The sequence below is a fragment of the Myxococcus stipitatus DSM 14675 genome (assembly GCF_000331735.1).
Lineage (GTDB): Bacteria > Myxococcota > Myxococcia > Myxococcales > Myxococcaceae > Myxococcus > Myxococcus stipitatus.
Window position 1 is genome coordinate 4182767 of sequence record NC_020126.1, and the last position, 20370, is coordinate 4203136.

Here is a 20370-nt window from a genome sequence, read left to right on the forward strand (position 1 = left end):
GGGGTCCAGGTCATCGTTCAGGGGTCATGAATCCACTCAGCGGATGATTCTCTCCCGAGCCGGGCTCTCGCGGCACGCTCTTCCTGGCCCAGCGCGGTGATGGTGGTGACCAGCCGCTCCGAGACTTGTTTGTAGACGCGAGTCCCACCTGGCTGCGCGAGCAGGTCATCCAGGGCGAGCGGCTCGCCGAAGACGAGGACGACGGGCGAGCCCGTGCGCAGGAAGTTGCCGGAGAACTGGCGGACGAGGTTGTTGCCGAGGCCGTTGATGAAGAGGGGCAGCACCGTGGCCCGGGACTGATGGATGATGCGGCCCACGCCGCTCTGGGCGGGCAAGAGCGTGTAGGGGTCCGGGCCCTGGTTGCGGGTGCCCTCGGGGTGGACGCCGGTGAGGGTGCCTCCCCGCTGGAGCAGTCGGACCACCTCTTGGAGGCTGGCGAGGTTGAGCGACTGGCGGCTCCGCTCGCGGAACAGCGGCGGATACATGGCGAAGAAGCTCATGCTCCCGTTCACCAGGAACCCGAGCGCGGAGTCGTAGAAGAAGTTCGAGCGCACCGGGAACACCATCCGGTGGTGCAGGCCCTGTCGCATCAAGAAGGCGCCCGTGACGTAGAGGTCGAAGAAGCTCCGGTGGTTGCTCGCCAGGACATAGCTCTTCGCGGGGTCGAGCGGCGGCACCCGCTCGTAGCCCACGACGTGCAACAGGTGGCGGTTCGCGAAGTGGATCCACCGGGCCCCCACCGAGCGCTGGCACCAGCGGATGGCGGTGTCGAGCCGGCCCGGCTCGAAGCTCTCGCGGACCATCCGGATGTACAGCCGCTCCATCCTGCTGAGCGCTTCCTGTTCGTGCAGCTCGGTGTGCCTCACACTGCCCCCGTTCGCCTTCGAGGATAGGCACTCGCGTCACAGGGCATGAGAAATCGGGAGCTGCGTGTGACTCCTCACGCCACTCTATCCACCACTCAACAGGCAGGGCCCACCCAGGGACACTGGGACGCTTCTCCGCAGCGGAACCGCGCATGACGCACAGCGACAACTGATGCAATCCGGTAACTCGAAATGCGGAGTGTCCGGGGAGTATCCTGATGCGCGCGAAGGCGGCGCTCTCCGCCACGAGTTCCGAGAAGGAAGTCCCCCCTATGTTCATGTCTGGTCGTCTGTGGAGCCGGGGTGCCCTGGCTCTTGTCCCTCTCGCGTTGGGGTTGGCGTGTGGTCCTGTCCAGGAGGGCGAGGCCCCCGCGCCCGTCGAGCCCGCCGCGAACACCGCGCAGCAGCTGGCCGCGCCTGGGTTCGCCGAGCTGCATCACCACATGTTCGCGGAGGAGGCGTTCGGTGGGGGCTGGTTCCACGGCAGCTACACCGGCGCGCTGGCGGACTGTGACGGCGGTCTACCCGAGAGCGACCATGCCCGGGTCCGGATGGACCTGAGCAACATGCTCAATCTCTGTCCCAACACGGGCGGCGTGGACCTGAGCGGCAATCCCATCCTGAAGGCGCTCTTCGGCGTGGGCGGCGCGGTGGGCTCGGAGTTCATCGGCAAGATCGAGGGCACGGAGGGCGACACGGGCCTCCACCTGGGGCGCAGCAAGCTCAACACCCAGTGGCCGCGCTGGGACACCATCGCGCACCAGCAGGCGTGGGAAGGGTGGCTTCGGCAGGCGCACCAGGGCGGCATGTCCCTGGTCATGGTGTCGCTGGTCAGCAACGAGTTCCTCTGCAAGGCGCTGCCGTACCAGAACATCTCCCGCCCGTGTGACGAGATGGCGGACGTGGACGTCCAGCTCCAGATGGCGCGTGACTTCGACGCGCGCAACGACTGGGTGGAGATTGCCCTGTCGCCCGCGCACGCGCGCACCATCATCGCGTCCGGCAAGCTGGCCATGGTGCTCTCCATCGAGGTGAGCAAGCTGTTCGGCACGAAGAACTGGAGCACGGAGCTGGACCGGCTCCACGCGCTGGGCGTGCGCTCGCTCCAGCCGGTGCACCAGTTGGACAACCGCTTCGGCGGCGCGGCACTGCACAACGCCATCTTCCAGGCGGCGCAGTTCCTGGAGAACTGTCACATCGACACCGACTGCGGCGTGACGACGAGCACCATGACGCTGGGCTTCGACGTGTATCGCGACGCGGCCGGCAACTGCCGCAACACCAAGGGCCTCACCGCGGACGGCAAGGCGCTGGTGCAGGCGATGATGAACAAGGGGATGCTCATCGACGTGGCGCACCTGTCCGAGCGCGGCCTCCAGGACGCCTTCACGCTGGCCCAGGCGAACACCTACTACCCGCTGGTCATCTCGCACGGCCACTTCCGCGAGGTGATGAACCCGAAGCTGGCCGACGACGAGAAGACGACGCCTTCCTGGGTGATTCGTCACCTGCGGCAGACGGGTGGCATCTTCGGCTTGCGCACGGCGCATGACGAGGCGCGCACGTACACGAAGTCCGGCGTGGCCAACAACTGCCACGGCTCCTCGCGCTCGCTGGCGCAGGCGTACGAGTTCGGCCGCCAGGGCCTGAAGGTGCCCATGGCGTTCGGCGCGGACCTCAACGGCTTCATCCAGCAGACGCGTCCGCGCTTCGGCGACCACGGCGCGTGCTCCGCGACGTTCCAGGCGGAGGCGGATGCACACGCGCGTCAGCAGGACGTCGCGGGGCCGGCGCGGCTGGGCACGGGCTTCGACGACTACGGCCTGGCGCACGTGGGCTACCTGCCGGACCTGCTGAAGGACCTGGGCCGCGTGGGCGCGAACACCTCCGCGCTGTCGGGCTCCGCGGAGACCTTCCTGAAGGTGTGGGAGCGCGCCGTCAACCCGCGCACGGGCATGGCGGACGCGGCGGCGGACATCGACACCACGGGCGTGGCCACGTACGTGGACAAGGGCACGCGTGAGGCGCAGTACCCGCAGCTCTGCGGCCAGGCCTACGCCCCGGACTCCAAGGTGGTGGGCGAGTCCTGCCGCTTCAAGGAGGAGTGCATCAGCGACGCGTGCACCGCGTCGGGCTGCAACAGCGTGGGCACGTGCATCTGCGACCAGGAGACCGACTGCGCGAGCAGCCAGTACTGCGGTTGGGGGCTCAACAGCGGCAAGTGCCAGCCGAAGAAGGCCAAGGGGGCGACCTGCCTGTATGGCAAGGAGTGCCTGTCCGGTACCTGCCGCTGGACGCTGACCTGCGGTTGAGCCGAGGGCCCGGGGTGCGCATCGCCATTGCGCCGCGCACCCCGGGGGCGTAGGGAGTCCCCACTCCCATGTCCGCATTCGCCCAGCTGCTCGAAGCCGTTCGGAAGGAAGCCCGCCCCGGAATCTGGTCCAACGGAGTGAATCTCGCCCGGGCCGGGGCGGTGGTGCTCCAGTCGAAGACGGACAGCGAGCTGGAGTTGAGGGTCCGCTCGGCGGGGCGGCCCGTTCCCTTCACGGTGGCCCTCTATCCGGCCGACGATGCTTGGGAGTGTGACTGCCCCAGCCGCGTGGACCCGTGCGAGCACGTGGTCGCCGCCGCCATCTCGCTCCAGCAGGCGGAGCGGGAGGACGCTCCCATGGAGACGGCGGCCACGCGCTGGTCCCGCGTGGTGTACCACTTCACTCGCACGGGGGACGGCCTCCAGCTCAAGCGCACGCTGGCTCACGCGGACGGCAGGGAAGAGGCGCTGGACGGCAGCCTGGCCTCGTACATCGCCAAGCCCGCGCAGGCCGCGACGCTCCAGGTCGAGCAGTCCGACCTGCTGGCCGACCGCATCCTGGAGCAGCGGCGCACGCGCGGCGCGCTGTCGCCGGAGACGCTGGACGCGCTGCTCAAGGTGCTGGTGCAGGCGCGCAACGTGCTGCTCGATGGCCGCCCCGTCGCGATTCCGGATGAGGTCGTCGTGCCGCGTGCGCTCGTGGAGGAGCGCGGCGGCCAGTTCGTGGTGACGGTGATGCGCGACGAGCGAGTCTCGGAGGTGGTGAGTCCGGGCGTCGCCCGCGTGGGGGATGCGCTCGCGCGGTTGGGTGAGACGGGCATGACGGGGCCGTGGCTCCAGAACCTCCCCATCGTCCGCAACTACGGCGTGGAGAACATGGGCGAGCTGACGTCCAAGGTGCTGCCCGAGCTGGGACGGCGCATGCCCGTCGATGTGCGCACGCGCCGCGTGCCGGCCATCGACCGCGAGCTCAAGCCGCGCATCCTCCTGGAGCTGAACCAACTGGACGCGGGCCTGTCGGTGCTGCCGACGCTGGTGTACGGCGCGCCTCCGACGGTGCGCATCGACAACGGGCGCATGGTGTACCTGCGCGGCGCGGTGCCGCTGCGCGACGAGGCGCTGGAGCAGCGGCTGGTGCACGACCTGCGCGAGGAGCTGAACCTGGTGCCCGGCCGGCGCGTGACGGTGGCGGGCCCGGAGATGGTGCGCTGGGCGGATCGGCTGCGGCGGTGGGGCGGAGACCTGGCGGGAGATGGCGCCTCGGTGGTGAGCCCCGATGTCCGCCTGCGTCCCTCGCTCACGGTGGCGTCCGCGGGAGACGGGCAGGGTGTCCCCGAGGTGAGCTTCACGCTGGAGTTCCAGGTGGAGGGCGGCAAGGGCGAGGCCCGCTCGGTGGACGCCGCGGCGGTGGTGCGCGCGTGGACGGAGGGGTTGGGATTGGTGCCGCTCGTGGGCGGTGGCTGGGCGCCGCTGCCGCGTGCGTGGTTGGACAAGCATGGCCAGCGCGTGGCGGACCTGCTGGCGGCGCGTCAGCCGGATGGCCGCGTGGCGAACCACGCGCTGCCGCAACTGTCGCAGCTGTGCGAGACGCTGGAGCAGCCGCCTCCGCCGGGCCTGGACAAGCTGGCCCCGCTGGTGGAGGGCTTCGAGAAGCTTCCGCCTCCCGTGTTGCCGGAGGACCTCAACGCGTCGCTGCGCCACTATCAGCAGACGGGTGTGAGCTGGCTGGGCTTCCTCAAGAGCGCGGGGCTGGGCGGCATCCTCGCGGACGACATGGGTCTGGGAAAGACGCTCCAGACCATCTGCGTGTTGGGCAAGGGCTCGCTCGTCGTGTGCCCCACCAGCGTGCTGCCCAACTGGGTGGCGGAGCTCAAGCGCTTCCGGCCCTCGCTGAAGGTCTGCGTCTACCACGGCCCGGGCCGCGCGCTGGACCCGGCGGCCGACGTGACGCTCACCACGTACTCGATTCTTCGCCTGGACGCGGCGGTGCTGGGCGCCAAGGACTGGGCGACGCTCGTGCTGGACGAGGCGCAGGCCATCAAGAACCCCGAGAGCCAGGTGGCGCGCTCCGCGTTCGGTCTCAAGGCGGGCTTCCGGCTGGCGCTCAGCGGCACGCCGCTGGAGAACCGCCTGGACGAGCTGTGGAGCTTGATGCACTTCACCAACCCGGGCCTGCTCGGAGGCCGTCGCCAGTTCGAGGACAAGGTGTCCCGGCCCATCTCGGACGGCAACGCGGGCGCCGCGGCCGAGCTGCGCCGGCGCATCCGTCCCTTCGTGCTGCGCAGGCTCAAGCGCGACGTGGCGCCCGAGCTCCCGCCGCGCATCGAGTCGGTGATGCACGTGTCGCTGGATGAGCGTGAGCGCTCCATCTACGACGCGGTGATGGCGGCGACGCGCACGGAGGTGGTGGCGCTGCTGAACGAGGGCGGCAGCATGCTCAAGGCCCTGGAGGCGCTGCTCCGGCTGCGTCAGGCCGCGTGCCACCCGGCGCTCGTGCCCGGCCAGAAGGCGACCAGCTCCTCGAAGGTGGAGACGCTGGTGGACGCACTCGACACCGCGGTGTCGGAGGGCCACAAGGCGCTGGTGTTCTCGCAGTGGACGTCGCTGCTGGACCTCATCGAGCCGGCGCTGAAGCAGAAGGGCATCGCCTTCGACCGGCTGGATGGCACCACGCAGAACCGAGGCGAGGTGACGTCCCGCTTCCAGGCGGAGGACGGGCCTCCGGTGCTGCTCATGTCGCTGAAGGCGGGCGGCACGGGCTTGAACCTCACGGCGGCGGACCACGTCTTCCTGGTGGACCCGTGGTGGAACCCGGCCGTGGAGGCGCAGGCCGCGGACCGCGCGCACCGCATCGGCCAGGAGCGGCCGGTCAACGTCTACCGACTGGTGTCGCAGGGCACCGTCGAGGAGCGCATCCTGGGACTCCAGGACAAGAAGCGCTCGCTGATGGAGGCCGCGCTGAGCGAGGCGGGCGGGGCCGCCGCCATCACCCGTGAAGACCTGCTGGAACTGTTCTCGTGAAGTGGCTGCTGCTCACCACCCTGGGGTTCCTCCTGATGCTCTCATCGGATGCCGAGGCGAAGAAGCCGGATGCCGCCGCCACGAAGGCGCTGCGCACCCTCATCGAGCAGGATTGGCGGTACCAGCTCGAGCGCAGTCCCACGTATGCGTCGGTGCAGGGCGACCGGCGTTGGAACACGCGCTGGGATGACCTGAGCCTCGCGGCGCTGGCGGCGGACCAGCAGCACTCGCGCGGGGTGCTGGAGAAGCTGAAGAAGGTGGACCGCGCGCGGCTGTCCGCCGAGGACCGGCTCAACCTGGACCTGCTCCAGAAGGAGCACGAGACGTGGGTGGAGGAGTACGGCTTCGGCTGGTACCTGTTCCCCACGAACCAGGTGGGCGGCATCCCCGAGGGCATCCGTCAGCCCCCGGGCTTGCAGACGGCGTATCAGCTCGCGGACGCGCTGCGCTTCGAGACGGTGCAGGACTACGAGGACTGGATTGTCCGGCTGGAGGGCTTCGGGACCTACGTGGACCAGGTCATCGCGCTGATGCGCGAGGGCGTGCGTCAGCACAAGGTGCACCCCAAGGCCATCGTCCAGCGGATTCCCCCGCAGTTCGAGAAGCAGCTGGTGGAGGACCCGGCGAAGAGTGGCTTCTACACGCCGTTCCATCGCTTCCCCCCGAAGCTGTCCTCGGCCGACCAGCAGCGGCTGGCCGCGGCGGGGCGCAAGGCGGTCCAGGAAGGGGTGCTGCCCGCGCTGCGGCGCTTCCACCAGTTCCTCGTGAAGGAGTACCTGCCCGCCGCGCCGGAGGCCGTGGGTGTGTGGCAGCTGGAGGACGGCGAGGCGCTGTATGCCTTCCTCGCGCGCAAGTTCACCACCACGCCGCTGACGCCCGAGGAGATTCACGCGCTGGGCTTGTCGGAGGTGAAGCGCATCCGCGGGGAGATGGAGGCCATCATGAAGCGGACGGGCTTCCAGGGCTCGCTCGCGGAGTTCTTCCAGTTCGTGCGGACCGACCCGCGCTTCTACCACCGCACGGGCGACGAGCTGCTCCTGCACTACCGGGCCCTGTCGAAGCGGATCGACCCGCTGCTGGTGCGCTTGTTCAAGACGCTGCCTCGGCAGCCGTACGCGGTGGAGCCCACGCCGGAGGCCATGGCTCCGGATGTGACGACGGGCTTCTACTACCCGGGGTCCTCGGATGGCTCGCGGCCGGGCACGTACCTGGTGAACCTCTACCGTCCGGAGACGCGGCCGCGCTGGGAGATGGTGCCGCTGACGCTGCATGAGGCGGTGCCCGGGCACCACCTCCAGACGTCGCTGGCCACCGAGCAGCTGGACCTGCCCGACTTCCGTCGCTACGGGTACTACGTGGCGTACGGCGAGGGCTGGGCGCTGTACTGCGAGACGCTGGGGGATGAGCTGGGGCTCTACGCGGACCCCTACGACAAGTTCGGTCAGCTCTCGTATGACATGTGGCGCGCGGTCCGGCTCGTCGTGGACACGGGCATGCACGTGAAGCGGTGGACGCGTCAGCAGGCGCTCGACTACTTCATGGAGAACGCACCCCGGCAGGCGCTGGACATCACCAACGAGGTGGACCGCTACATCGCGTGGCCGGGCCAGGCGCTCGCGTACAAGGTGGGGCAGCTGCGGATTCGCGAGATGCGCACGCGCGCGGAGCAGACGCTGGGGGAGCGCTTCGACGTCCGGGAGTTCCACGACGTGGTGCTGCTCGGGGGCTCGCTGCCGCTGGACGTGCTCGAGCGCAAGGTCGACGCGTGGGTGGCGGGACACGCGCCCGCCGGGAAGTAGGAGCGTCCTCCCCGGCGGGAGTCTCCTCCCGTCAGGGAAGGCTCACGGCCGCGCCTTCCGAGCCGGAGGGGGCTTGGGGGGCGCCGTGAGCCGGCCGTGCTTCTTCATGACCTTCACCAGCTTGTCCTGCGGCAGGCCGAAGACGCGGATGCTGTCCGCGCCCGTCATGGTGTCGGACGCGAGCATCGCGTTGAGGATGGCCTCCTGCGTGGCCTGCACGGTCGCCTCGAAGAGGGGGTTGAGGTGCTCGTTCTGGAGGGAGGACACGCTCGCGACGGCGGTCTTGGTGGGCGACGGGATGCTCTGGGTGGAGAACGCGAGGAAGATGTCTCCCGAGTAGTTCTCGCCCAGCCCGCCCATCTTCGCGATGGCCAGCGGGACGCGGCGGGCGATGCGCGAGAGTTGGTGTGGCAGCAGCGGCGCGTCCGTCCCGACGACGATGATGATGGAGCCCGCACCCTCGAACGGATTGGCCGCGGGGCCCGCCTTGCTCGCCGGGCCGCAAGCGGGGACCCAGTCCATCATCGGGCTGTCCGGCTTCTTCGTGCCGAGGTAGCACGGCATGTCGTCCTTCAGCTCCTCTCCGACGGGGACTCCCTCGACGGTGAAGAGGCGGCGCGAGCCGTAGTTGCACTGCACCAGCACGCCCAACGTGTAGCCGCCCGCGGCCACCGACACCTTGCGTGACGCGGTGCCGATTCCGCCCTTGAAGCCGTGGCACACCATGCCCGTGCCGCCGCCCACGGAGCCTTCCGCGACGGGGCCGGACTTCGCTGACTCCAGCGCCTGGAGGGCGTGCGGCGGCTTGACGTGGAAGCCGTAGATGTCGTGCAGCATCCCATCCCACGTCTCCGCGACCACGGGCAGTCCCAGGTCCCAGGCGAGGTCCTTCTCCAGGGCCCAGGAGATGACGGCCTCGCGCACAGCGCCGACGTCGTTGGTGTTGGTGATCATCACCGGCCCCTGGAGGTGACCGCCCTCCTGAATCCAGTGGGTGCCGGTCATCTCGCCGTTGCCGTTGAGGGCATAGCTCGAGGCGAACACGGGCTCGGCGACGCCCTTCTTGCCGCGGGGCAGCACGGCCGTGACGCCAGTGCGCACGGGGCCCTTGCCGCGCTCGATGCGGCCCTCTCCGGAGATGAGCGTCGTGTGGCCGACTTCCACACCGGGCACGTCGGTGATGGCGTTGTTCGGCCCCGTCTCGCCTCCGAAGGTGATGCCCAGGGTCCTTGCGCGCGCTCTCGGTCGCTCGGCCTGCGCGCTGGCGAGCATGGGCAGCAACAACAGCGAAGCCACCACGCTGGACAGCAGGTGTCGATGATGTGTGTGCATGGCGGGATTCCTAGCACGGGCGGGGCGTCAGGAGCCTTCCTGGCCCGGCGTCAGCGGCCTCGAAACAGGCCCCCGGAGCACGGTTCTCGAAGCTGGCCCTGGCGCCTTTCCCGAAAGAAAGACCCATGTCAGAGCGAGAGTTGACGCATCTCGAGGTGCCGTGCTTCGTCGATTATTCGGAGGCGCTGGCGGGACGCGAGCTGATGGCCCACGGGCTTGGACCGGATTTCGACCTGTGGATGCTGGCCCTGGATGAAGACGGCCACGAAGTCCTGCGCTTCTCCAAGCCAGGCGCCCCACCGGAGTCCATTCGACTTGCCGAGGGGCAGCGGAAGTTCCACTACGTGCAGCCGCTTCCCGGAGGTGAACTGCTGCTGGTGGATGGCCGCTGTGAGTACCGCGAGGAGGCAGCCCCCGCGGACCGGAATGCGGTGGTCTATTCCCGCGACGGTGTCCTGAGCCGCGAGCTCACCTTGGGGGACGGAATCCAAGACGTCCAAGCCACCACCGATGGCCGCCTCTGGGTGAGCTACTTCGACGAAGGGGTCTTGGGAAACGGTCGCTGGGCGGCGGTGAATCCGGAACAGGAACCCATGGGCCGCAGCGGGTTGGTCCTCTTCGATTCACGCGGCAAACGCCTCAGTGAGTACGACGCGGGCGCGGTGGGCACGGACATCATCATCGACTGCTACGCGCTCAACGTCGCCTCGGATGAGGAGACCTGGCTGTACTTCTACACGGACTTTCCGCTGGTGCGCCTTCGCGCGGGGAGTCGCCCCGCGACGTGGCGGACACCGGTGGCGGGGGCCAACGCACTGGCGGTGGGATCGACCCACGTCTTGTTTGGCGGCTCCTACTCCGCGCGCTCCATCTTCGAGCTCTTCGTGTTGGAGGGCCGTCGGAAGTCGGAGCTGGCTCCGGCGGGCAGCTTCGTTTTCGTGGACTCGGATGGCTATCGGTGGCAGCCCACCTGGATGTGCGGGCGCGGACCGTGGCTGTACGGCGGGGAAGGGACTCGCGCCTTCCGCATCGACCTCGACACCCTCGTGGCCTCGGCCAAGGTCTGGCACTGAATGCTCCTGACACTCTCGACCACCTCCGCTCCCGCGACAGACCTGGGCTACCTGCTGCACAAGAGCCCCCACCGACCTCAATCCGTCGAGCTGTCCTTCGGCACGGCCCACGTCTTCTATCCAGAGGCCACCGCGGAGCGCTGCACGGCGGCGCTTTGGGTGGAGGTAGACCCCGTGGCCCTGGTCCGCTCGCGACAGCCGTCCGCCGGGAGCAGCCAGACGCTGGAGCAATACGTCAATGACCGTCCCTATGCCGCGTCGTCGTTCCTGAGCGTGGCCCTGGCGCGCTGCTTCGGCGCGGCGCTGTCGGGACGCAGCCGTGAGCGGCCGGAGTTGGCGCAGCGGCCTCTGCCACTCCAGGCGCGCATCTCGGTCCTGCCCTGTCGTGGTGGCGAGGGACTCCTGCGACGCCTCTTCGAGCCCCTGGGCTACACCGTCACGGCGAAGCGTCATCCCCTGGACGCCACGGTTCCGGAGTGGGGCGACAGCCGCTACTTCACGGTGACGCTCGAGGCGGACAAGCCGCTGGGGGCGCTGCTCAGCCACCTGTACGTGCTCATGCCCGTGCTGGACAACGACAAGCACTACTGGGTGGAGGAGGCGGAGATCGACAAGCTGCTGCGCCATGGCGGGCAGTGGTTGGCCGAGCACCCGGAGCGCGAGGTCATCGCCCGACGCTACCTGCGCAACCAGAGCAGCCTCGCGCGTGAAGCCCTGTCCCGGCTGATGGAGGGAGAAGCCCCCACGGAGCCGACGGAGAGCGTGCCTCTGCGAGACGCGGTGGCCGAGCCGCCTCCGCGCATCGTGAGCCTGGACGAGCAGCGGCGCGACGCGGTGCTCGCGGTGTTGATGGAGCACGGTGCCACCAGCGTCGTGGACGTCGGGTGCGGCGAGGGCAAGCTGCTGCGGGAGCTCCTCAAGGAGCGCGGTTTCACGCGAATCACCGGCATGGACGTCTCCATCCGCTCACTGGAGATCGCCAGCGAGCGCTTGCGACTGGAGCGCCTGCCGGAGCTTCAACGTCAGCGCATCCAACTCCTGCACGGCTCGCTGCTGTACCGCGATGCGCGGCTGTCCGGTTACGACGCCGCGACGGTGGTGGAGGTGGTGGAGCACCTGGACCCGCCCCGGCTGGCGGCGTTCGAGCGCGCGTTGTTCGAGTGGGCCCGTCCGGGGCTCGTGGTCCTGACGACACCCAACGCCGAGTACAACGTCCGCTTCACGGGCGGGTTGACCGAGGAGGGCTTCCGTCACGACGACCACCGCTTCGAGTGGACGCGCGCGCAGTTCGAGTCCTGGGCGCGGACGCAGGCGGAGCGCTTCGGCTACCGGGTGCGAGTGGCTCCGGTGGGAACGGTGGATGAAGAGGTCGGCGCGCCGACCCAGATGGCGGTGTTCACGCGATGAAGATTTCTGTCCCCGAGTTGTCCCTGGTCCTGCTCGTCGGTCCCTCCGGAGCGGGAAAGTCCACCTTCGCGCGTGCGCACTTCCGGCCGACGGAGGTGGTCTCATCCGATGCGTGCCGGGGCCTGGTCTCCGATGACGAGAACAACCAGGAGGCGACGCGCGATGCGTTCGAGGTGCTGCGCTTCATCGCCGCGAAGCGACTGGCGCGGGGCCTCTTGACGGTCATCGACGCGACGAACACCCAGGTGGAGGCGCGCAAGCCCCTGGTGGCGCTGGCGCGCGAGTTCCATGTGCTGCCCGTGGTCATCGTCCTCGATGTGCCGGAGGCGATGTGCCATGCGCGCAATCAGCAGCGACCCGAGCGCCAGTTCGGGGCACGCGTGGTGCGCCAACAGCTCCAGCAGCTCCGCCAGTCGCTGAGAGGCTTGGAGCGCGAGGGCTTCCGCCATGTCCACATCCTGAAGCCCGAGCAGCTCGAGGGCCTGGTCATCGAGCGCCAGCCGCTGTGGAACAACCGCAAGCAGGAGTCGGGCCCGTTCGACATCATCGGAGACATCCACGGCTGCCTGGACGAGCTGGTCCTCCTCCTGACGCGGCTGGGCTATCAGGTGTCGCGCCGGGAGGATGGCACCGGAGGCTTCGAGGTGTGTCCTCCGGAGGGGCGCAAGGCGGTGTTCCTGGGCGACCTGGTGGACCGAGGCCCCGGCGTCGTGGGGGTGCTCAAGCTGGTGATGGGGATGGTGGAGGCGGGCACCGCGCTGTGTGTGCCCGGCAACCATGAGGTCAAGCTGATGCGCAAGCTGCGCGGCGCCGACGTCAAGGTGAGCCACGGCCTGGCGCAGTCGCTGGAGCAACTGGAGCGGGAGCCGCCGGAGTTCAGCACCCAGGTGACGAAGTTCATCGACGGGCTGGTGTCGCACTTCGTCCTGGACGGAGGGCGGCTCGTCGTCGCGCACGCGGGGCTCAAGGAATCCATGCAGGGGCGAGGCTCGGGGAAGGTCCGCGACTTCGCGCTCTACGGCGAGACGACGGGCGAGACGGACGAGTATGGGCTGCCGGTGCGGCACGACTGGGCGTCGGAGTACCGGGGCAAGGCGATGGTGGTCTACGGGCACACGCCGGTGATGGAGGCGGAGTGGCTCAACAACACGCTCTGCGTGGACACCGGCTGTGTGTACGGCGGCAAGCTGACGGCGCTGCGCTATCCGGAGCGGGAGCTCGTCGCCGTGCCCGCGGCCCGCATGTACTGCGAGCCCAAGAATCCGCTGGGGGGCAGCACGGCGGTGGCCGTGGCCGGGGAGCTGACCGCGCAGCAGCAGAACGACGACGTGCTGGACCTGGCGGACGTCACGGGCAAGCGCATCGTCTCCACGCGGTGGATGAAGAACATCACCGTTCGCGAGGAGAACGCCACGGCGGCGCTGGAGGTCATGAGCCGCTTCGCGCTGCACCCGAAGTGGCTCATCTACCTGCCTCCGACGATGTCTCCGTCCGAGACGAGCGTACTGCCGGGATACCTGGAGCACCCCACGGAGGCGTTCGGCTACTACCAGCGCGAGGGCGTGGAGCAGATCGTGTGCGAGGAGAAGCACATGGGCTCCCGCGCCGTCGTCGTCCTGTGCCGGGACGCGGACGTGGCCCGCCGCCGCTTCGGTCTCGTGGGAGACGAGCGAGGCGCCTGCTACACCCGCACCGGTCGGCGGTTCTTCCACGACGAAGCCCTGGAGCGCGCGTTCCTCGACCGGCTGGGCGCGGCGTTCGAGTCCTCGGGATTCTGGGACGAGCACCAGACGGACTGGGCTTGCCTGGACTGTGAGCTGATGCCCTGGTCGCTGAAGGCCCGGGAATTGGTGCGAGAGCAGTACGCGTCCGTGGGGGTGGCGGCACAGGCTTCCGTGGGGGACGTCCAGGCCGTGATGGCCCAGGCGGCGGCGCGAGGGCTGGATGTCTCCGCGTTCACGGACAGGCTTCGGGAGCGGGCGGACAGCGTGGCGCGGTATGTCTCGGCGTATCGCCGCTACTGCTGGCCCGTGAACTCGCTCGACGATGTGAAGCTCGCGCCCTTCCACCTGCTCGCGACGGAAGGCGCGGTGCACGTGGACAAGGACCATGTCTGGCACATGGAGGCGCTCGCGAAGGTGTGTCGCGCGGACCCGGCCTTCCTCGTGGCGACGTCCTATCGCGTGGTGTCGCTGAGCGACGCGGAGGCCGTGGCGGACGCGGTGCGCTGGTGGGAGGCGCTGACGTCGCGCGGGGGCGAGGGCATGGTGGTGAAGCCTCGTGCGTACGTGGTGCACGGGAAGAGGGGACTCCTCCAGCCGGCCATCAAGTGCCGAGGACAGGACTACCTGCGCATCATCTACGGGCCCGAGTACACCGCGCCCCAACACCTGGAGCGGCTGCGCCAGCGTGGGGTGTCCACGAAGCGCTCACTCGCGTTGCGTGAGCTGTCGCTGGGCCTCGAGGCCCTGGAGCGCTTCGTGCGCAAGGAGCCCCTGCGCCGCGTCCACGAATGTGTCTTCGGCGTCCTCGCGCTGGAGAGCGAGCCGGTGGACCCGCGGCTCTAGCTGGAGGTCAGTGCAGGCCCGGCGCTGGCTCCGAAGGTCTCTCCGGCCGCCGCGCCGACGCCGCGCGCTGCGCGTACTGGCCCATGCCCTCGAAGTCCACGCAGACGCAGGGCTCGTTGCCGACGACCCACGCGTCATGGCCGGGCGGAATGATGGCGACATCCCCAGCGCCCATCTCCTGCTGGGTGCCGTCATCCATCCGCACCACCATCCGCCCGCTGACGACGTAGCAGGAGTGGGCGGCCTGGCAGCTGTCCGTGCCGGCGATGGGCTTGACGTCTTGAGACCAGCGCCAGCCGGGCTCGAAGACGGCCATGCCCACGGTGTGGTCCCCCTCGAACTGGAGGATGTCCGCGTGCCCGTGCCCGGCGAAGGGCCGACGCTCGTCGGGTGTGGAGAATTTCTTGATGGTGAGCTCGCTCATGATGCTTCCCTCTCCCTGGCTATCCACCAGAAACCTAGGGATGCTCGTGGCGAGCGTCAGTCCTCGTCAGGTCATCAGCTCCAGCGGCGCGGAGAGGCCCGCCTCGAACCCAGGCTCCTGCCTCAGCTGCTCCAGCACTCCTCGCGTGCAGTGCAGGGTGACCAGGGGAAACAGCCCCGGCTCGCTCACCCACCGCACCGCGCCCATCAGCTCGCGCGCCTGCAGGAAGCCCAGCACGGAGTCGCGAAACCGCTGGCTCTCTTCCCCCGCCTGACGCAGGACCGCCGTCCGGCTCACCGGTGATGAGGCCGCACGCTTGCCCCCCTGGCGTGCGCTCTTCCGGGGAGCGGGGCGCTCTTCCCGGGGCATGACGATGGCTTCAATCCACATCGCGTCGCCCTCCTCGAGGTCTCTCGATTCCAGGTCTGCTTGAAGATTATCGGACATGGCCCGGCCCCAGTTGTGTCCCGCCCTCGTCGCACCGAAGGGTGGGGCGCCAATGCCTCTGTTTCATGGGTTGGAATGCATTCGTCGCCACCCACCTCGTGGAGTCAGCGAAGGGAAGAAAGCCCGTCCGCCTGCTCACTCCACGACGCGCCGGGCTCGAACTCGAAGCGGCGAGTCACGCCCTACCTTGTCGGGATGAAGGAATCGCCCCGGCAGCTCCCCGTCTACGTGCCAGCCCGCACGGTGTGGGCCGTGGGGCTGCAGGTGCTGTTGCTCGTGGTGTGCTGGCTCATCCTGCGCAGGCTCTATCCGCTGCTGACGCTGTTGGCCGTCGTGCTGTTGATGTCGCTCGCGCTCAACCCGCTGGTGCAGCGGCTGCAGCGCTGGGGTCTGCGGCGCGGGCTGGCCGTGGCGGTGGTGGCGCTGTTGCTTCTTGGATTGATGGGGCTGTTGGTGGGCACGCTCGTCCCCGCGCTCATCCAGCAGATAGAGGGGCTGGTGCAGGCGACGCCGGGCCTCCTGGAGCGCTTCTCCCAGACGCGCTGGGCGCAGGAGATCAGCGAGCGGTATGGCGTGGACTTCCGCCCGGAGGCGCTGCTGCGCTTCGAGCCCATGGACCTGGCGGGTCGTGCCGTCACGGTGCTGTCATCCACCCTGGGACTGGTGGCGGCGGGCATCACCGCGGTGGCGCTCACGGTGTTCAGCCTCTTGTTCGGGCATGAACTCTACGAGGGCGCGCTCCAGTGGGTGCAGCCCGGCCGGCGTCACCACATCCGGGGCCTGGTGGACCGGATGCGCGCCGCGGTGAGCAGCTACATCGCGGGCACCTTCCTGGTGATGACCTTCGGCGGAACGGTGGCCGCCGTCGTCGCGCTCATCCAGGGCGTGCCCTTCTTCCTCGCGCTGGGGCTGGCGGTGATGGTGCTGGGCGTCATCCCCACCATCGGCAGCGTCATCAGCGCCGTGCTGGTGAGCCTCACCACGCTGGCCACCGTGGGGCTGCGCGCCGCCGTCATCGCGCTGGTCATCTTCGTGGTGTACCAGCAGATTGAAGCGAACCTGCTGGGCCCCATCGTCCAGCGGCGGGTCATCCGGATGAACCCGCTGATGGTCTCCATCGTGGTGCTCGCGGGCGGCATGCTCGCGGGGCTGATGGGCGCGGTCATCGCCGTGCCGCTGGCCGCCGCGGCCAAGGTGCTGCTCCAGGAGGTCCTCCGCGAGCGTCACCTGCGCTGGCGGCGCGCGCACCGCCGCGAGCATGCGCGAAGGCAGGTGGGCAAGGGCGCGGTGGAGGAGGGGCTGCTGCTGGCGGGCCCCGTGGACGATGCGCCCCACGACACGCCCCATTGAGGCGCCACTCCTCGCGCGCGGGGCCCCTGAACGCAACGAGGGCCCCCGGCGTGTGGACCGGGAGCCCTCGAGACTTCAGCTCAACGCGACGTCACCACTCCTGCCCGCCTCGGATGCGCGGGAAGGAGCGGGGGGACGTCAGCGGCTCGCGGGGGCCGTGCGGCCCTGCGCGGTGGTGGACTTGCCCGAGCCCTTGCCGGCGACGGCCGCGCCGACCGTGAACACCATGTCGTCGCGGTCGTTGTAGCTGCCGGAGGTGCAGGAGCTCGCCGTGCCGCCGTAGCGGAACTGCGGGCGGATGGCGTGCGTGCCAGCCGTGGCGGCCAGGTTGAACGTGTGCGTGAAGGTCCGCGCCACGCCGCCCGTGGTGCAGGCCTGGTTCGTGGTCAGCGCGGTCCACGCGGGCGTGGCCGCGTTGCTGGTGTAGTAGAGGTCGAAGGCATCCGTCGTGCCCCAGCACCACACGGTGACTTCCACCGTCACCTGCTTGCCCGCGGCGAACGGGCCCTGGTCCACGGTCTTGATGACCACGCGGTCAATGCTCTCGTCCGAGTGGTACGTGCCGGAGACGCCATCCGCGCAGGAGTCGTTGATGGTGTTGGGCTGGTTGGGCTCGGCGCCGCCGGAGAGCGTGCCGCGGCCGTTGACCATCGTCGGACCGGTGTCGCAGCCGCAGACGTTGCCGCAGGTCGGGACCTGGCGGGCGGTGTCCCACGTCGCCTGGACCGGGCTGCAGACCGTGGTGGTGGTGAAGCTGCGCGCGGTGCTGTTGGGGCCCTCGCTGCAGATGTCGGCCGCGCGAGCGCGCCAGTAGTACGGCGTGGCGCTGTTCAGGGCCGGCGACACCGTCCAGGCGCTGGTGGTCAGCGCGTTGTTGGAGCGCACGATGTTGGTGAAGGCCGCGTCGGTGGCGACCTCGACGACGTAGCGAGCGGCGCTCGGCACGTCGGACCAGTCGAGCGAAGCCGACGTCGCGATGCCCGTGGCGCCGTCCGCCGGAGTGGACAGCGTGGGAGCCGCCAGCGTCACGCAGCCGCGCGTGGTGAAGCTGAACGCGGAGGAGTAGCTGCCCGTGCCACCGCACGAGTTACCCGCGCGCACGCGCCAGTAGTACGTGGCGTTGACGTTCAGCGCCGGGGACACCGTCCAGTTGCTGGTGGTCAGCGAGTTGGCCGTGGCCACCACGTTGGTGAAGGCCGCGTCCGTGGCCACCTGCACCTCGTACGTGGAGGCACCGGAGACATCCGCCCAGTCGAGCGCCGTGGCGAGCTCCGCGCCCACCGCGCCGTTGGCCGGCGTGGTCAGCGACGCGACGCCCGGAGGCGTGCACGCGGGCTTCGCGCACGAGCAGGTGCTCGCCGCGCCGTAGCACGCGTTCGAGGACGCCGGGACGATGGAGTAGCAGTACTCGCGGTTGTTGGCGACCTCGGTGTCCGTGTAGGTGGTGCCCGTGACAGTGGCGATCTTCGCCTTGCCGAAGTCACAGCCCATGCCTTCCGTGCGCATCACCCAGTACTGGTTGGCGCCCGCCGAGGCCGTCCAGTTGAGGGCCACCTGGCCATCACCCGGGGTCGCGGTGTGCGTCGGCGCCGCCGTGGGGCCGGCGGAACAGCCGGAGTTCACGGGCGGGGTGGTGTTACATGCGATGTTGTGGCGGTTGAACGAGGCGTGGATGGCCGTCATGTGCGGCGTGCCGTCACCCAGGTTGCCGTTGTCGTCGTCCGCGGCCAGCCAGCTCATGTAGCCGTTGGTGGCGCCGCAGCCGTCGGACGTGCCGCCCGAGCAGTTGCAGGAGTGCCACGCACCGATGTTGCCGCTGCCCTGGTAGAAGACCTTGTTGCCGACGATGTACGCCGTGTTGGAGTCGTAGTTGAACGGCGCGGCGGTCAGGTCACGGGTGACCAGGTCCCACGCGGCCTGGCGGGCGGGGGAGGCGGCGCAGTGCACCTGCTTGCTGCAGGGGCCGGAGCCGCTGCCGCACATCGTGCACGTGAAGTTCTGCGGGGTGGCCGGGGGAGCGGCCGTGGCGGACGGCATGCTGGGCGTCTTGTACGTCGCCTTGCCGTAGTCCGCGTCGCGAACACCCGAGCAGCGGGTGTTGCACCACGAGTAGCCGGAGACCTGCGACTCCTGCTGGTTGGCGCCCGTGCCGTCCGGCGTGGTGCCGCAGCCCAGGCTGTTGGTGGCGTCGAAGAAGCCGTAGCCGACGCAGGAGGTCTGCAGGCGGTAGATGGCGGCGATGTCCGCGTAGCCCTCGGAGGAGTTGGACAGCGTGCCGTTGGTGTCGAAGTCATCCAGGCCGTGACCCCACTCGTGGTCGAACACGGCGCCAATCTCACCCGTGTTCCGGCAGCCGCCGCCCGTCCGGTAGAAGTTGACGGAGGTGCCGTTCCAGAAGGCGTTGCAGGTGCTCTGGATGTTGACGTTGGAGAGCAGCTGGCTCTGCAGCCAGGTGTTGTTCGGCAGGTAGCCGCGGGCCTGCTCGGCCAGCTTGTTCAGCTCGTAGAAGCTGGAGCGCGAGGCGGGGGTGTTGCCCGCGGAGCCGATCGACGTGCAGTCGTGGGTGTTGTTCACGCCGCCCAGGTCGATGTTGCCCGTGGTGGAGCTGTTGCTGACGGCGCCGCAGCCATCGCTCACGCGGACGTACTTGCCGGAGAGCGTGGTGGTGGCCGTGCCGGTGCTGAAGTTGAACACGCCCGCGCCGTCCGTGAAGTTGTTCGGGGCGGCGAGGCCGGTGTTGGCCCAGGGCATGGGCGAGTTGGGCTTCATCGTGCCGCACACGGTGTTGTCCACGCACGTGCCGATGTTGGTGGACGGGTAGATGCCGCCCGAGATCTGCGCATCGAAGTAGTGGTTGTCGTCCTCGATGGCGAGCGTCTCACCGGAGCTCGCGTCGACCGTGAGCTTCCAGCGCTCCTGGCCGACGGGGTCCTGGATGCCGTAGGTGTACGCCAGCACGTGCGAGTAGCCCGTGCCCACGGCGCCGGCGAAGGACTCACCCTCCGGAGCGGTGGGGACCAGCTCCAGCGACGGCTGCTGCCAGAGCTGCTGCGGGTTGGGGCTCAGCCCCACGAAGCCGTTGCCGGCGGACAGGGCGTCCATCGGCGAGAGGCCGGCGCGGGTGTCGATGGCCACGTTGGACCACGACTCGGTGCCGATGAGGATGAGGTTGCCGTGGCTGATGACCGCCGCGATGCGCGCGTGGCGCACCGGGATGCCATTGACCTGCTGCGGGATGTGGACGTGCCAGAGCTGGTCGGTGACCTTCGTCACGCGGGGCGAGCCCATCTGCATCACATCCACGTTGAACGCCTTGGCGTTGTCCGCGACGAACTTGAGGACGAGGTCGCCGATGACGCTCTCGTCCACGTTCGCCACCGAGCGGCCAATGGACTCACGGACGCCGTCCAGGGACACCTGGTTGCGGAAGCCGTCGCCCGGGATGAGGGGGTAGGGACCCTCGACGCCGGACGGGGTTCCGGTGCGGGGGTCGATGTGGACGCGGAAGTCCTTCCCGTTGCGGGCGAAGAACTCATCCCATCCGTCCGCCGCCCCGGGAGCCATGGTGCGTACGGCCTGGTCCAGGGGGGTGTTCTGGATGGGAAGGTAGAACTCCGGCTTGAAGAACGCCTTGTCTGCGATGGCGCTCTGGCCCTTTGCGGGCTGTTGGACGGCCCATGACGGTGCTGACAGGAGCAAGGCACAACATGCTGCAAACACCTTGGTGTGGCGCATGCGTTTCTCCTCTAGGGGGGTCCCGAGGGACGGACCCG

General features: G+C 69.2%; 12 protein-coding genes. 7 read left to right on the forward strand and 5 right to left on the reverse strand.

Translation table 11 applies throughout. The annotated features are described in order from the left end of the window. Positions 1-17: 17 nt before the first annotated feature. Positions 18-824: a lysophospholipid acyltransferase family protein gene (locus tag MYSTI_RS16470; RefSeq protein WP_015348906.1), complete on the reverse strand. Its 807-nt coding sequence runs from the start codon at positions 822-824 to the stop codon at positions 18-20. A 320-nt stretch (positions 825-1144) separates the two neighbouring features. Between MYSTI_RS16470 and MYSTI_RS16475 the strand changes: the two genes are divergently transcribed. From MYSTI_RS16475 to MYSTI_RS16485, 3 genes are all read left to right on the forward strand, one after another. Next, positions 1145-3178, forward strand: coding sequence for a membrane dipeptidase (locus MYSTI_RS16475; protein ID WP_233278294.1), 2034 nt, complete (start codon positions 1145-1147; stop codon positions 3176-3178). A gap of 68 nt (positions 3179-3246) precedes the next feature. Then, complete coding sequence (locus MYSTI_RS16480; RefSeq protein WP_015348908.1) at positions 3247-6198, forward strand: DEAD/DEAH box helicase; 2952 nt, start codon at positions 3247-3249, stop codon at positions 6196-6198. Between the two features lie 35 nt (positions 6199-6233). After that, positions 6234-7997: a DUF885 domain-containing protein gene (locus MYSTI_RS16485; protein ID WP_044283726.1), complete on the forward strand. Its 1764-nt coding sequence runs from the start codon at positions 6234-6236 to the stop codon at positions 7995-7997. 42 nt (positions 7998-8039) lie between these two features. Here MYSTI_RS16485 and MYSTI_RS16490 read toward each other — a convergent pair whose 3' ends face one another. Then, positions 8040-9329, reverse strand: a complete 1290-nt coding sequence (locus MYSTI_RS16490) for a DmpA family aminopeptidase (RefSeq protein WP_015348910.1) — start codon at positions 9327-9329, stop codon at positions 8040-8042. A 125-nt stretch (positions 9330-9454) separates the two neighbouring features. On the opposite strand from MYSTI_RS16490, the gene MYSTI_RS40785 reads away from it, so the two are divergent. The 3 genes from MYSTI_RS40785 to MYSTI_RS16505 are packed head-to-tail and all read left to right on the forward strand — an operon-like array spanning position 9455 to position 14376. Beyond that, complete coding sequence (locus MYSTI_RS40785) at positions 9455-10402, forward strand: YxiH-YxzG fusion protein (protein ID WP_015348911.1); 948 nt, start codon at positions 9455-9457, stop codon at positions 10400-10402. Beyond that, entirely contained in the window at positions 10403-11809 is a 1407-nt protein-coding gene (locus MYSTI_RS16500) for a 3' terminal RNA ribose 2'-O-methyltransferase Hen1 (protein ID WP_015348912.1), read from the forward strand. Further along, on the forward strand, positions 11806-14376 hold the full coding sequence (locus tag MYSTI_RS16505) for a polynucleotide kinase-phosphatase (RefSeq protein ID WP_015348913.1): 2571 nt from the start codon (positions 11806-11808) through the stop codon (positions 14374-14376). Before MYSTI_RS16500 ends, MYSTI_RS16505 begins: the two co-directional genes overlap by 4 nt. 7 nt (positions 14377-14383) lie before the next feature. On the opposite strand, the gene MYSTI_RS16510 is transcribed toward MYSTI_RS16505, so the two are convergent. Further along, on the reverse strand, positions 14384-14800 hold the full coding sequence (locus MYSTI_RS16510) for a cupin domain-containing protein (protein WP_015348914.1): 417 nt from the start codon (positions 14798-14800) through the stop codon (positions 14384-14386). A 66-nt stretch (positions 14801-14866) separates the two neighbouring features. Further along, a complete protein-coding gene (locus MYSTI_RS16515) occupies positions 14867-15247 on the reverse strand; it encodes a hypothetical protein (protein WP_233278295.1) in 381 nt (126 codons plus the stop codon). A 195-nt stretch (positions 15248-15442) separates the two neighbouring features. Between MYSTI_RS16515 and MYSTI_RS16520 the strand changes: the two genes are divergently transcribed. Continuing rightward, positions 15443-16597, forward strand: a complete 1155-nt coding sequence (locus tag MYSTI_RS16520) for an AI-2E family transporter (protein WP_015348916.1) — start codon at positions 15443-15445, stop codon at positions 16595-16597. 138 nt (positions 16598-16735) lie between these two features. On the opposite strand, the gene MYSTI_RS16525 is transcribed toward MYSTI_RS16520, so the two are convergent. After that, a complete protein-coding gene (locus MYSTI_RS16525) occupies positions 16736-20296 on the reverse strand; it encodes an endopeptidase (protein ID WP_420811514.1) in 3561 nt (1186 codons plus the stop codon). Positions 20297-20370 lie beyond the last annotated feature (74 nt).